Source organism: Phaeovibrio sulfidiphilus (genome assembly GCF_014861485.1).
Lineage (GTDB): Bacteria > Pseudomonadota > Alphaproteobacteria > Rhodospirillales > Rhodospirillaceae > Phaeovibrio > Phaeovibrio sulfidiphilus.
Genome location: NZ_JACZHT010000002.1, coordinates 418,257 through 433,035, shown reverse-complemented (window position 1 = coordinate 433,035; position 14,779 = coordinate 418,257). Strand labels below are relative to the sequence as shown.

General features: G+C 66.3%; 10 protein-coding genes. All 10 read left to right on the top strand.

Features of this window, described 5'->3' with window-relative positions; genetic code table 11:
• Positions 1-1,671 precede the first annotated feature (1,671 nt).
• The 10 genes from IHV25_RS04750 to IHV25_RS04705 all read left to right on the top strand — a co-directional run bounded on the left by IHV25_RS04750 (position 1,672) and on the right by IHV25_RS04705 (position 14,760).
• A complete protein-coding gene (locus IHV25_RS04750; RefSeq protein ID WP_192533952.1) occupies positions 1,672-2,520 on the top strand; it encodes an OB-fold protein in 849 nt (282 codons plus the stop codon).
• 450 nt (positions 2,521-2,970) lie between these two features.
• Positions 2,971-3,624 (top strand): polysaccharide biosynthesis/export family protein, encoded by a 654-nt coding sequence (locus IHV25_RS04745; protein WP_192533951.1) that lies wholly within the window; start codon positions 2,971-2,973, stop codon positions 3,622-3,624.
• Positions 3,625-3,787: 163 nt separating this feature from the next.
• Positions 3,788-5,002 carry a porin family protein gene (locus IHV25_RS04740; protein ID WP_192533950.1) on the top strand — a complete coding sequence of 405 codons (1,215 nt, stop codon included), beginning with the start codon at positions 3,788-3,790 and terminating at the stop codon, positions 5,000-5,002.
• A gap of 85 nt (positions 5,003-5,087) precedes the next feature.
• The gene (locus tag IHV25_RS04735) at positions 5,088-6,863 is read left to right on the top strand and encodes a GumC family protein (protein ID WP_192533949.1); all 1,776 of its coding nucleotides are present in this window, start codon (positions 5,088-5,090) and stop codon (positions 6,861-6,863) included.
• A gap of 116 nt (positions 6,864-6,979) precedes the next feature.
• Complete coding sequence (locus IHV25_RS04730) at positions 6,980-7,822, top strand: CpsD/CapB family tyrosine-protein kinase (RefSeq protein WP_192533948.1); 843 nt, start codon at positions 6,980-6,982, stop codon at positions 7,820-7,822.
• A gap of 60 nt (positions 7,823-7,882) precedes the next feature.
• A complete protein-coding gene (locus IHV25_RS04725; RefSeq protein ID WP_192533947.1) occupies positions 7,883-9,178 on the top strand; it encodes an HAD-IIIA family hydrolase in 1,296 nt (431 codons plus the stop codon).
• 184 nt (positions 9,179-9,362) lie between these two features.
• Complete coding sequence (locus tag IHV25_RS04720) at positions 9,363-10,583, top strand: aspartate kinase (RefSeq protein ID WP_192533946.1); 1,221 nt, start codon at positions 9,363-9,365, stop codon at positions 10,581-10,583.
• Positions 10,584-10,615: 32 nt separating this feature from the next.
• A complete protein-coding gene (locus IHV25_RS04715; protein ID WP_420825413.1) occupies positions 10,616-11,689 on the top strand; it encodes an NAD(P)H-dependent flavin oxidoreductase in 1,074 nt (357 codons plus the stop codon).
• 141 nt (positions 11,690-11,830) lie between these two features.
• A complete protein-coding gene (gene ptsP / locus IHV25_RS04710) occupies positions 11,831-14,098 on the top strand; it encodes a phosphoenolpyruvate--protein phosphotransferase (RefSeq protein ID WP_192533945.1) in 2,268 nt (755 codons plus the stop codon).
• A gap of 134 nt (positions 14,099-14,232) precedes the next feature.
• Entirely contained in the window at positions 14,233-14,760 is a 528-nt protein-coding gene (locus tag IHV25_RS04705) for a V4R domain-containing protein (protein ID WP_192533944.1), read from the top strand.
• The last annotated feature ends 19 nt before the right edge of the window (positions 14,761-14,779 follow it).

The following is a 14,779-nucleotide window of genomic DNA, read 5'->3' as shown; positions in this document are numbered from 1 at the left end:
GGGAACACCCGGAGCGCGAAGGCGCCCGGGAGACACGGTCGCCCGGGGGCTGCACGTCGGCTCGGAGACCCCCTCTGCCCGGCTGTGGACATGCCCCGCCTGACCGGACCGCCAGACACGCGAGAAAGGAGTGCCGGAGAACGGCGATCCATGGCACGGGTAACCTGTCCCTACTGCGCAACGGCCGTTTCCGACTCGCAGCCCCGGTGCACGGGCTGCGGGGCGTCCCTGCGTGCGTCGGGCGGCACGGTTCTTGATCGCATGACATACCGGTACGCCCTCGGGGACCAGACCCTGGCCCCTGCTCAGGATCACGCGCAGGTTCATGTGCAGACCCCGGCCCGGGCGCCGGATCAGGTGCAGGCCCGCGCCCCAGCCCGGGCGCCGGTTCAGGTGAGGGCCCAGCCGTCCGCTGCACCCACCGGTGGGCAGGACGGAGACACCTGGCAGTCACAGGCTCAGCGGAGCCCCGCACCCCGGCCTTACCCGCACCGAGCGCCACCGCGCCCGACGTCATCGCATCAGGTGTCACCGCATCAGACGTCCCGCCGCCAGCTCTCCCCCCACGAGCCCTTGCCGCGCCAGATGGCCCGGCCCCTGTCGGACCTCTACCCGGCTCCGGACCCGGAGAGAGCCCCCGCCCGCCGGGACACCCCGGGCCGCCAGCACAGCGCCCACGCACGCCCGACACCCGGTGCGGTACCGGCGGACCCCGCAGCCGGCCGGGCACCCCGGGCCGCGCGCCCCCTGTCCCCGGCCCGGCCGATGCCCCCGCCGCCACATCTGACGCCGCCCGTCCCAGAGCCCGGCTCCGACGCCGGATCCGGAGACCTGCTGGCCCGCATGATTGCGCGCCGCGCAACCCGAAGCATCTCCCGCACCCTGGAGGACCTCCCTCCCCTCCCGCCGGACCGGGCTTCCCCCACAGAACCCCGGCCTCACCGAGAGCCCACCCGCCCGGGTGCGGACCGTCGCCCCCACCCTCCGGAAACGGGCCGGACGGATTCCGCCGAAACGGCACCCCGTGCCTCCCGGGGCCGGCTCCAGGCCGGGAGGGAGCACACCCGCACCCGGCCGCCGGGACACCGCGCAGGCCCCGGCAACGACACGGAGCCCGGCCACCGTGAGACGGCAGTTGATGCGCCCCCGGCACGAACGGGCCCCACACCGGCACCACAGCACCGTGACGCGCCGTACGGCGCCGGGCACCCGCCCTATCCCCATGGCCTCGCGCAGACGTCTGCTGCGGTGGTTCCGGGTTTTCCCCCGCCTGCGGAGCCGGTCCCACTGACACCCTGGGGCACACCGGTCCTGCCGCCGACCGCGGACGCCGCCCCGGGAGACCCGACACCCGGAAGCCTGTCCGCTGTCCTGCAGTCCCTGGGAACCGCGAGAGGGGACACCCGGCTCGCCTACGAGGATGTGCGGCCCCTTCCCCTTCCCGTGGCCACCGCCCGTGCACCCTTTCCGCCTGCCGGCGGCTCCGCCGGCAGCGCCGTCACGCACGGCCCGCCCCCGGCACCGGAGGCGCTGCCCCTCTATGGCAGCGACCAGGCGCGGGCCCTCTATCGGACCGCGGGCGGAGAGCGCAGCCCGGTGTATCCGTTCATCACCCCGGTCGTGCCCCCGGGGGACCAGGGGCTCCCCGCCCTGGCCGGGATGTCGCCGGACATGGCACGGCGCCTCTTTCCGCCCGGCACAATCCTGCCCGGTTACGCCGACAGCATGACCGCACCGGCCCGGGAGCCGGCCTCGCCCGTGCCCCGCCCCGGCCTTGTGGCCAGACACCGGCGCGCCGTGTTTTTGCTCTCGCTCCTGCTGCTTGTGACCCTGGCGGTCGGCTGGCACCAGATTGCCCCCCATATCCACTTCCCCCCGGGCCGCCCGGACAGGGTCGAGGACACAGGTCTGGGCATTACCGCGAAGGTGGCCCAGTCCATCGACGGCCGTTATGTCCTTGTGGAGGTCTCGGGGGACATGACAGACCGGCCGGCCGAGTTCTACGGTGAGGCGACCACCCGTCTGCTGCCCTCCTTCCTGCGCGACGAGAGGGAGGCCCAATTCGCGTTCTACGAAACGGGCCAGGGCTACCCGGACGGCGTTCCGGTCTGCGTGGTGGAAAAGACGGCGGGCTCCCCGTCCCTGCAGATTCTTGAGGTCCGGGGGTCGATGGCTGCGGCCAACCCGGCGCTGGCCCGGTATCTGGCCTACACCGTCACCCCGTTTCAGCTGGTCCAGGAATTCGAGCGCGACGACGTCCGGGCCCGCAAGATGTACATGGAGCAACCCCTGATTGTCAGGGGCACGGTTACGGACATCGCGTTCGGAGCCAACGGCGCACCATTCGTGGTGATCGGCGCCAGCCCGGCCGGCGTCGGGGGCGTCCGGGTCTCGCTGAAAAACAGCGATCCCCTTTTGCAGGACGTCCGCAAGGGGCGCACGGCGGTGGTCCGGATCCAGCCCCGGCTCTTCCTGAACAACCGTGTCGAGGCGTCGGGCGAGATCCTGTCGCTGCGCTAGAGCCGCACCCCGGCCGCCCCCGTGCGGACCCTGCCCGGAGACTGCGCTCGCCTAGCGGGAAAACCACAGCAAGACCTGTGCAGGGCGTGCAAATCACCCCGGAACACCGCAGCCGGGCGGAATAATGGCACCCCATTCCCGGAACGATCCCAAAACAGGGGTTTCCTTTTGCAGGAAGGCATTGCAAAATTCGGTTCTGCGGAACCGTCACGGGGATCGGGAAATACCCCCGACGGGAATTGTGCATTAAGAACCGGTTAAAGGGTGGACGATATACTGAATCCAGAGTTTACCGGCGGCAGGGGCGAAGTCTCCGCACGACGGGTTCCCCCCGCACAGGACGGGGACCGGTTCCCTGCCGGAGCTGCGGCGCCCGGGCCTCTCCCACCGGCCGGCATTGTCCGCGATCAGGAAGCCTCACAGTTGTATGGAACGCAAGAGGGGACGGTTATGACGACACGAACGATAGGCGCTCTTTTCCTGGGTCTGGCCCTGGCTGCGTGCTCCTACCTGCCCTCCGCCCCGGCGCCGGCCCAGACGGACGCGGGAACCGCGGGCCGCTCCGCCCCGGTGGACAGCCACCAGCCGAGCGCTGTTCCGGGCTCCTCCTACTTCCTGGCACCCGGTGACGTGCTCCAGATCTCGGTCTGGGGCGAGGAAAAGCTGGACCTGGAAGTCCTTGTCCTGCCCAGCTCCCAGATCTCGTTTCCGCTTGTGGGCGAGCTCAGCACCCGGGGCAAGACGCCCGACACCCTGCGCGACGAGATCCGCGACCGGCTGAAGGTCTACATCCCGAACGCGGAGGTGACCGTCAGCGTCAAGGCGCCCCTCGGCCACGCGTATCACGTGGTGGGCCAGGTGAACAAACCCGGCGAAATCGTGAACAGCCGCAATATCACGGTCATGCAGGCCCTGAGCATTGCCGGCGGCGTCACACCGTTTGCCGACGAGGGTGGCATCATCGTCCTGCGTCGCACCAGCGACGGTGAGGTCTCCTTCCCGTTCCCCTACAAGGACGTGATCCGGGGCCGGTCCCTGGACCAGGACATCGTCCTGAAGCCCGGGGACGTGATCGTTGTCCCGACCGCGGGTCTCCTTTTCTAGGGGGCCGCAACGCTCTCCCGGTAGGGGGCCCGCACGCCCCACACCGGACACGGCCCGTTTTCCGACCTGAATCCCTTCGGCACCTGCCCCGCAAATGACCGGACCCGGCCCGACCACACACCCGGGCCCCGGTCAAGGAGCGGGAGACCAGTTGAGATCCATCATGATGCCTGCAGACCGTTTGAACGACACTCAGACACTCCGGGGGCGGACATCGGGCCCGCTGTGGCTCGCCGCGTGCGCGCTTTGCATCCTGATCCCCGGACCGGCCGAGGCGGCAAAACGGAACATCCGGGCCAGCGTGAGCCAGAAGTTCGAGCACGACTCGAACCTCCTCCTGCGCTACAAGAACCCGGAGTCAACGACCGGCTGGATCACAACCCCGCGCGTGGAGCTCTCGGCAGAAACCCCCACCAGCGCCCTGTCCGCGGCCCTGAAGGTATCCAACGCGATCTATAACCGGAAAGGCTACGGCTCCACCGACGCCCATGTTGACGTCAATGGACGGACGGGCAGCGAGACGTGGTCGGCGGGCATGAGTGTCCGCTATGACCACGACACAACCCGAACCAGCGAGCTCAACTCGGGTGACATTTATATCGTGAGCGGAATCCAGCACGAACTGGTGGCCCTCGCGCCGAGCTTCACCAAAATCCTGACAGAACGCGACCAACTGAGCCTGGACGGAAGCGCCCTGTTTTCGACCTACGAAAAAAAAGGTGGGTATCAGGACTACAATCAGTACTCGATCAACCTTACATGGAGCAGGATGCTTGACCAGAAGAACACGGCCACGGTCGGCTTCCAGGGCAGCCGCTACGAAACAACAAGCGGTCGCAGCTCCAGTGTCGACAACGTCGGGATGTCTTTGGGCTGGCGTCACCAGTTCTCGGAAACCCTGAGCGCGGGGATCCAGTTGGGTGGCTACCGGAAGATGCCGAAGTCGGAACTCTACTTCTGGGAGGAGCCGGTGGTGAACACCTGGGAGATGTCGTTTGACGCCTCCCTGTTCTACAAGACCCAGGACGTCATGGTGGATGCCTGGGCCCGGCGCTATCCCAACGCCACGGCATCAGGATACGAGAGTGACACAACGGATTTCGGAATGAACTCCAGCTACTACGTCAGCGAGCGCATCCGGCTGGGCCTGGACGCCCGGTACCGGCTTTACGAAACTCCGACCGCCGGAGGAACCTACAGCACGAATGTGTGGTCGCTGTCACCCCACGTGTCGTACAAGCTGTCCCGTGACTTCTCCGTTATCGGCAGCTACCGGTACTCGGAAAAGTCCACGGACCTGATCAAGGACACGGCGACGTCCAATGCATTCCTTCTGGAACTGACCTACCGCCCGTCCGAGCTGTCCATCGACTGGTAAACCGCGCCCCAGCGGTCCTGTATTTGAAACATCTTGCGGCAGCCCCCCTGGCGGGGCGGGCCGCACTCCAAGGAAAATCCCGACCATGAAAGAAATGGGGGTCAAAGACTATATCTCCATACTGACTCGGAATTGGAAATATTTTACAGTTTCCTTTTTCCTTGTGCTGATTCTGTCGTTTGTCTTCACACTGAACTATGACCGCTACAAGAGTACGGTCACCGTCCAGATCCAGAGCCCGGAAATCGCCGAGAACATTGCCTCCCTGACCTTTGACGGGGCGGCCCGCATGGCCGAGGCCCTGGCGGACCAGCGGATCAACCAGATCCAGCAGCGCGTGACCTCCACCTCCGGGCTGATCGAGGTCATCAACAAGCTGAACCTCTACCCCGAGGATCGCAAGAGAATGCCGCTGGCCGAGGTGGCTGCGGACATGCGCAAGAAAATCCAGCTCGACATGGTCAGCACGAGCCTCGCGAACCCGACCGCGGCCCAGCGGGCGTCGGCGGGACAGCTGTCGGCCATCGCCTTCAACCTGACATTTGCCTACGACGACCCGCTGAAGGCCCAGCAGACCACCGACGAGCTGATCTCACGGTTCCTTGACGAGGATTTGAAGCAGCGCCGGGTCCAGGCCACCGAGACGAATGCCTTCATTGCCTACCAGGTGACGGCCCTCGAAAAGACCCTCGAGGAGCAGGACAAGAAAATCGCGGAGTTCCGTGCCCGGAACCCGAATGCCCGGCCCGAGTCCCTGGCCTTCAACCAGCAGATGCTGGCCTCGACGGAATCAAGCCTCCGTGAGGTCAACACCCGGATTTCCTCCCTCGAGAAACAGCGCGGCGACCTGAAGGGCCAGTTGGCCCTTGTTCAGCCCTACTCCATGGCCGTGATGGACGGCCAGGTGCTGACCTCCCCGGATATCCAGCTCAAGGCCCTGCGCTCCCAGCTGGCCATTCTCAAGGGGCAGTACAGCGAACGCCACCCGGACGTGATCCGGGTCGAGAAGCAGATCCAGCTGCTGCAAAAGCAGGTCCGCCCGACCCGGCCGCGCCAGGACACCTCCAAGTTCCAGTCCCGGCTGATCGACGCCGAGACCCGGCTCAAGATCCTTGAGGAAACCCGGTCCCCCGATCATCCGGACATCCAGAACCTGAAGGGGCAGATTGCCCAGCTCAAGCAGAAGATCGCGACCAGCCGCGCCACCAGCATGACCGACGAGATGGTGCAGGACGCGGACAACCCCACCTATCTGATGATCGTCTCCCAGATCCAGGCGACCGAGGCCTCCCTTGCGCCGCTTCTGGACCAGCGCACGGAGCTGGAGCGCCAGATCCAGGAGTATCAACGCTCCATCGCGGAAATCCCCAAGGTGGAGGAGGAGTTCTCCGCCCTCACCCGGGACTACGAGAACACCATGATCGCCTACCGGGAGCTCAGAGCCCGGCAGCTCAGCGCCGAAATGAGCGAGAAGATGGAGGCCGACCACAAGGGCGAGCGCCTGGTGGTCATCAACCCGCCGGAACTGCCCACGGACACCTCGCCGGGCCGGAAAATGCTTCTTCTTGCCGGCATCTTTCTCGCCACCCTGTCGGGCATCGGGACGGTCTTCGTCATCGAGATCCTGTCGAGCGTGATCAACGGGCAGAACCACTACTACCGCCTGACAGGCACCCTGCCGCTTGTCTCCATTCCCTACCTCTACACGGAACGGGAAAGGCAGAACCGCAAGCGCCACCTCCTGTATATTGCCGGAGCCACCGTCGCCTTCATCACGGTGGTGCTGGGCAGCTTCCACCTGCTGATCATGCCGCTTGAGGTCGCCTGGACCCTGCTCCTGCGGAAGTTCGGAATTTACTAGCGATACCGGGACGAAGCGCCGCCCCCTGCCCGGGACCACGGCGCTCCGTCCCCTCGCCCCCTGCCGGACCCGGGCTCCCTCCCGCCGGCAGACAGAAACGGATTGTTTGGATTGCCATGGACAAACTGACCAGAGCTCTGGAAAAAGCACGCCAGAAGCGCCTCGCCCGGCTTTCATCCGAGCACGGGGGCGCCGGTGAGCTTCTGAAGGGCGGAACCCCGAACCCGGACGGCACGCTTCCGGTTGACGGGGACGACCCGGGAAGCCTTCCCGCGCCGGTGCGACGCAGCCGGATCTTCCACATCTCCGATACCCAGCTCGAGGCCAACCGCCTGATCTCCAGGCGCCTCCAGGACCGGAACGCGGACCTGTTCCGTGTCCTGCGCACCAAGGTCATGCAGGAAATGGGCCGCATCGGCGCCCGAACCCTGGGCGTCACCAGCCCGGTCTACGGCGACGGCAAGTCCATTATTGCCGCGAACCTGGCCCTCAGCCTTGCCCAGGACGTGAACCAGACGGTTCTTCTGGTGGACCTGGATCTTCGCGATCCCAGTGTCCAGAGGAACTTTGGGATTGACGCGGAACTGGGCCTGGGGGACTACCTGAAGGGCGACGCCCAGGTGCCGGACTGTATGGTGGGCCTTGATATCGAGCGCCTGAGGCTTCTGCCCATCACCCATCCCCTGGAGGACTCCTCCGAAGTCCTGGGGACGCCCAAGATGGCCGCCCTTGCCCGGGAGCTGAAAAACCGCTATGCGGACCGCATTGTGATCTACGACATGCCTCCCCTGCTCACCCAGGCCGACACCATTGCGTTTCTGCCCCATGTGGACGCGGTGCTCCTGGTCCTGAGGGACGGAGGCACAACGCTTGAGGACTTCGAGCGGTGCCGGGACGCGCTTGCCAACTTCCACGTGGTGGGTGCCGTCATCAACGACCGCCGGTTCAAGCTCATCTAGGCGCCACGCTTCCCCGGACCGCCGCCCGCCCGCACTCCGGTTCCCTCTTTGATACAGGCCATGCAGCAGCACACCCTCCCTCCCGCCGACACACCCCCCGTCCGCCAGTGCGTTATCGCCCTGGATGAACGCCCGGATCCGGATCTGGCTCCCGCCACCGGCACCTCCCCGGCCCCGAAAACCCCGGACCGGACGGACGGGGCGGACAGCGGGCGGCCTCTGGTGGATTTTCTCATCGCGGAGGCGGCTCGCCAGGGCTTTGATGATATCGTGCTTCTGGAGCGGGATTTGCCCGGGGCAGCGGAACAGTACGTGGCCCGCTTTGAGCCCTGCGCCCGCTTCGGCGTCAGCGTCACAGTAAACCGCACGCCGGATGCCTTCGGGCTCCAGGGGGCTCTGAGGGGCGCCCTGCCCCTCCTTGACGAAACGTTCCTGTTTCTGGACGGCCGCACCTGGCTGGACGGCAGTTGGCGGGCTCTGGCCGCCCGTCTGGCGGACTGCCCGCCCGAGGTGGCCGGTGTGCGCGCGGTCCTTCCGGCACCCGAGGGACAGGCAGGCCCGGACACGCCTCCGGCCCCCGGCTCCCGCTGTGACGGCGGGGTCTGGGTTCTGAGACGCGCCGCCGTCGAGACCCACCCGGACCTGCTCGGCCACCCGACAGGCACACCCGCCCCTACGACCTCCGTGACCACCAACCCTGCCGATACCCCCACGGCCGCAGCCACCGGCCCGGCTGACCGTCTGGTCACGGTCGCGTGCGCCGGATCGCACCTGGACGCCCGCACCGTTCGGACCTGCCCGGACCTTGTGGGCTCCCCCCATCCGGGGCGCCCCCTCAGGCCCGCCGTGTTCCTGGACCGGGACGGGGTGCTGAACGTGGACCACGGCTACCAGTACCGCACCGACACCCTCGAGTGGATGGACGGCGCCATTGATGCAGTCCGGCGTCTGAACGAGCTGGGGTACTACGTCTTTGTGGTGACCAACCAGGCCGGCGTGGCCCGGGGGTACTACGGCGAGGAGGACGTGCGCACGCTGCACCGCTTCATGAGCGAGACCCTGAACCGCCACGGGGCCTTTGTGGACGACTGGCGCTACTGCCCCTGGCATCCCGAGGCCACCCTTCCCGCCTACCGGGGGGTGCATCCCTGGCGCAAGCCCGCTCCGGGCATGCTTCTGGACCTGATGGAGTCCTGGCCCGTTCGCACGACGGGCAGCCTTCTCGTCGGGGACCGGGACACGGACATGGAGGCCGCCCGCGCCGCGGGTATTCCGGGCCTTCTCTTCACCGGGGGCAATCTGCTCGAGGCGCTGGAGACCAACGGCCTTCTGACGCCCCACAGGCTCTGTGCCTGAGGGAAAAACACCCCGTGCAGCGCAACGCACACGCTGCACGGCGGAAGAATCATCCCGGCTTGCGTTCAGGGGTGGAGTGCTTTACACAACCATCTGCCGCACGGCTCCTGTGCGCGTGGCGGCCGGACCGGCCAGGGACACACCCGCCGGGCCTGCGGTTTGAAAAACAAACGGGAAGCGAACAATGGCGCGAATCGTCATGAAATTCGGCGGCACCTCGGTGGCCGATGTCGAGCGGATCAAAAACGTCGCGCTGCGGGTCAAGAAAGCGGTGGACGCAGGCGATCAGGTCGCTGTCACGGTCTCGGCCATGGCCGGGGAGACCAACCGCCTTGTTGCCCTGTGTGATTCCGTCTCGGAACTCTATGACGCGCGCGAGTACGACACGGTCGTCTCCACCGGCGAGCAGGTCACCTCGGGCCTTCTGGCCATGGCCCTTCAGGACCTGGGCGTGGACGCCCGCTCCTGGCAGGGCTGGCAGATCCCCATCCATACGGACGACGCCCACGGAAAGGCCCGCATCCTGGGCATCGACACCGACGTCGTGAGCCAGAGGCTGGACCAGGGCCAGGTCGTGGTCTGCGCGGGCTTCCAGGGGCTGGGCTCGGACAACCGGGTCACCACGCTGGGCCGGGGCGGCTCGGACACCTCCGCCGTTGCCCTCGCGGCCGCACTGGGCGCCGAGCGCTGCGACATCTACACGGACGTGGACGGGATCTACACCACCGATCCCCGCATTGTTCCCCATGCCCGCAAGCTCTCGAAGATCACCTACGAGGAAATGCTCGAGCAGGCGTCCATGGGCACCAAGGTGCTCCAGACCCGCTCGGTCGAGATTGCCATGAAGTATCATGTCCGGGTGCAGGTTCTCTCCAGCTTCTCGGACACCCCCGGAACCCTTGTGTGCGACGAGGATGAAATCGTGGAAAAAGAAGTCGTTAGCGGTATCGCCTACTCCCGCGACGAGGCAAAGATCACCCTTCTGTCCGTCGCGGACCGTCCCGGCGTTGCGGCAGGGGTCTTTGGCGCTCTCGCGGACGCCAACATCAACGTGGACATGATCGTCCAGAACGTCTCGGCGGACGGCACCACGGCGGACATCACCTTCACCCTGCCCCGGACCGACCTGCCCCGCGCCCTCAAGGTGCTGGAGAAGGGCCAGGAGGACATCGGCTACGCCCGCCTCGAGGCGGACAAGAACGTGGTCAAGATCTCGGTCATCGGTGTGGGCATGCGCTCCCACGCGGGCGTCGCCCAGACCATGTTCCGGGCGCTGTCGGAAAAGGGGATCAACATCCTCACCATCTCGACCTCCGAGATCAAGGTGTCGGTGCTGATCGCCGAGGAGTACATGGAGCTGGCCGTGCGCGCGCTCCACTCCGCCTACGGTCTCGACGCACAGTAAAAAACCGGAACCCGGATCGGATCAGGAAGAGGATGGAAACCATGACAACGATGGATGCGGCCACACAGGCACAGGCCCGGGAAAGACTGGACGCCCTCTGGGCCCGGGGCTGTGAGTTTCTCGGATGCGAGGTCGCCATTCTTGGCGGCGCCATGTCCTGGATCTCGGAACGCAACCTTGTCAACGCCATCTCGCAGGCCGGCGGGTTCGGTGTGATCGCCGCCGGCTCCATGCCCGCCGAGATCCTGCGCACCGAAATCCGGGAGACCCGGGCCCTCATGGAGGCCTCGGGCGGACTGAAGCCCTTCGGCATCAACCTGATCACCATGCACCCGGATCTGGATGACCTCATTTCCGTGTGCCTGGAGGAGAACATCTCCCACGTGGTTCTGGCCGGGGGACTGCCCACGGGCGAGTCCATCCGCCGCCTGAAGAGCGGCGGCATCCGGGTGCTGTGCTTTGCCCCGGCCCTCGCCCTTGCCAAGAAGCTGATCCGCACCGGCGCGGACGCCCTGATCATCGAGGGCACCGAGGCCGGCGGCCACATCGGCCCCGTGGCGACCTCGATTCTGGCCCAGGAAATCCTGCCGGAAATCCGGGACGTTCCCGTGTTTATCGCCGGCGGCATCGGCCGTGGCGAGGCCATTGTCTCCTACCTGGAGATGGGCGCCTCCGGGGTCCAGCTGGGCACCCGCTTTGTCTGCGCCACCGAGTGCATTGCCCACCCGAACTTCAAGCAGGCCTTCATCCGCGGTCGCGCCCGCGATGCCATGCCCACGCTCCAGATCGACGAGCGCTTCCCGGTCATCCCGGTGCGCGCCCTGCCCAACGAGGGCACCCGCCTTTTCATGGAAAAGCAGCGGGACGTTGTGGCCCGTTTCGAGCGCGGCGAGATCGACCAGAAGGCCGGCCAGATGGAGATCGAGCATTTCTGGGCCGGGGCCCTGAAGCGTGCCGCCATCGACGGCGACGTGGAGAACGGCTCCATCATGGCGGGGCAGAGCGTGGGGCTGATCACCTGCGAGCAGCCCGCCCGCGAGATCATTGCCGAGCTGTGCGAGCAGGCCGTTCACTCGCTTGCGGCGCGCCCGGGCGTGGGCGCCTGACCTCCCGGCCAGCCAGGCGGACCCGGGCGACCGGATCCGCCACCAGACTCTTGTTTTCACGCAGTCTTTCCGGCACACTCGTGCTCCGTTCTTCCCGGACCCCTCCGGACCTAATGCGCCCGGTCAACTAGGGCGAGGCTTATGGCGTTACGCGACGAGACCTCTCGACAGCTTCTCTTCCGTCTTCGCAATGCGATGGCGGAAAGCGGAACCATCCAGGACCGTATGGACCTGACGACCCGCCTTGTGGCGGAAGGCATGGGTGCCGACGTGTGCTCGTGCTATGTGCTCCGCCACGGCGACCTCCTTGAGCTCTATGCCACCTTCGGCCTGGCCCCGGGCGCGGTCCACAAGACCCGCCTGCGTATGGGCGAGGGCCTGGTGGGGCATGTGGCCTCGTCGGCCCAGGCCCTGCGGGTCCGGGACGTGTGGTCCGACCCCCGCTTCGTCTACCGCCCGGAAACCGGCGAGGACAACATCTCGTCCTTCATCGGCGTCCCCCTGGTGCGCGGCGGCCACGTCATCGGCGTTCTGGCCGTGCAGAGCCAGGAGCCCCGCTCCTTTACGGAAATCGAGCAGGAGGTTCTGGAAACGGTCGCCATGGTGCTGGCCGAGATCCTGGCCCAGGAGGCGGAAATCGCCCGGGCCGAGACCTCACCCCTGGTGGGCAACGCCGTGCTGCCCATGCGCCAGGAGGGAACCGCCCTCATCCGCGGCATTGGCCTTGGAACGGCGGTCTACCACCAGCCGGAGGTGACCGTCACGACCCTGGTGGCGGAAAACCCGGAACACGAGATCGAGCGCCTGAAGATGGCTCTGGCCGAGATGCAGGCCAATCTCCAGACCCTGTTCGACGCCCACGCCAACCTGCCCGACGAATACCGCGACATCATGGAAACCTTCCAGATGTTCGCCGAGGACGCGGGCTGGGTCAGCCGGATCCAGGAGCACATCCACGCCGGCCTGACCGCCGAGGCCGCCGTGCGCAAGGTGGACAACGACATGCGCCTGCGGTTCTCCCGGGTTCATGATCCCTACATCCGGGAACGCCTGCACGACCTGAAGGATCTGGGCAACCGCCTGCTGCGCCACCTCACGGGGCAAAGCTCAACGGCGGCCGGGCAGAACCTCCCGGATCACGTGGTTCTGGTCTGCCGGACCCTGGGCCCGGCCGAGCTTCTGGACTATGACACAAAGCGCCTTCGCGCCGTCATCCTGGAAGAGGGAACGGTGGGCATGCACGCGGTCATCATTGCCCGCGCGCTGGACATTCCGGTCATTGCCCAGGTGCCCCACCTGTTCGAGAAAATCGCGCCGGGCGATCAGGTGATCGTGGATGCGGACCACTCCCAGATCTTCGTGCGCCCGAACGACGACGTCCGGGAGGCGATCCTGGACGGACTGCGCCAGCGCAGGGAACGGCTGGAGACCTACCGTCAGCTGCGCGCCCTGCCGGCCACCACAAAGGACGGCACCACCGTCTCCCTGATGGTCAACGCGGGCCTGATGATGGACATGGACTGTGTGCGCGAGACCGGCGCCGACGGTATCGGCCTGTTCCGCACCGAGCTCGCGTTCATGAGCGCCTCGTCCCTGCCCGATGTGGAGATGCAGCGCGGCATCTATGAGCGGGCTCTGGACCATGCCGACGGCAAGCCCGTGGTCTTCCGCACCCTGGACGTGGGGGGCGACAAGCTCCTGCCCTACTGGGACGACCTGGCGGAGGAAAACCCCGCCATGGGCTGGCGCTCCACCCGCATCACCCTCACCCGCCCCGCCATCTTGCGCCAGCAGCTTCGGGCCATGATCCGGGCCGCCCGGGGCCGCGAGCTCAATGTGCTCTTCCCCATGATCGCCACCATTCCCGAATTCCGGGCCGCCCGGCGCATCCTGGATCTGGAGCTGGAGCGCGAGGCCAGCCGGGGCGGACGCCTTCCGGAGAGCCTCCGCGTGGGCTCGATGGTGGAGGTGCCCTCCCTGCTGTGGCAGTTGCCCGAGCTTCTTTCGGAGAACATCGACTTCCTCTCGGTGGGAAGCAACGACCTGCTCCAGTTCCTGTTCGCCGCCGACCGCTGCAATCCCAAGGTGGCCGAGCGCTATGACAGCCTCTCCGCCCCCTTCCTGAGGGTTCTGCGGGATCTGGTCCTCGCGTGTGACCGGGCCGGCAAACAGCTGTCCATCTGTGGCGAGATGGCCTCCCGCCCCCTGGACGCCATCGCACTGGTGGCCCTGGGCTTCCGCTCCCTGTCCGTCACAGCCTCGAGCCTCGGGCCGGTGAAGGAGGTTCTGCGGGCCATTGACCTGGACCGGGCCCGTCCGTTCATCCAGTCCCTCGTGGACCAGCCCGGCCCCTCGCACCGGACACGTATTCAGGCCTTTGCGCACGATAACCGCTGGATTTCAGACTGAAGTCTCCCCATAAAGGTGGGGCGCGCCCGCAAATATCCCCCGTAAGGGCAGGTTTGCTGGACGCACACGTCGTTTGGGCCTATTATAAATTACATCCGTCGCTTGTCGGAACGATCTGAACAGGAGGGATCACAATGAGCGCGCCCCGGAAGTATGCTTTCAGTTGGGAACATTCTATTGGAAACCTGGAGATGGCCCGCAAGCAGCTGGGACCAACGACCCGTATCGAGATCTACCGCCTGTTCCAGTTCACCATGCGTGACATCATCGAGCAGCGCTACGGGACCGACGCCTCGGACGATATCCTCCGCTCTGCCGGATCTCTTGCAGGCGAGGAGTTTTACAGGCACTATTGCTCTGACGCCGCCGACCTGAATGACCTTGTCAGAAAGCTCCAGGGGCTGTTCAAGGAGATGGGAATCGGTATTCTCCGTCTGGAAAAAACGGACGAGACCAATCTGCGGTTCACGCTGACAGTGGACGAAGACCTTGACTGTTCGGGACTGCCCGATACCTCGGAGGTTATTTGTGTCTATGACGAGGGCTTCATCCAGGGCATTCTTCGTGGACACCACGGAACGGACTTTGTGGTACGGGAGGTCGACTGCTGGTGCACCGGCGACCGAACGTGCCGCTTCACTGCGGATCCAGTCGCAAGCTGACCTTGTAACCTGTGCGGGA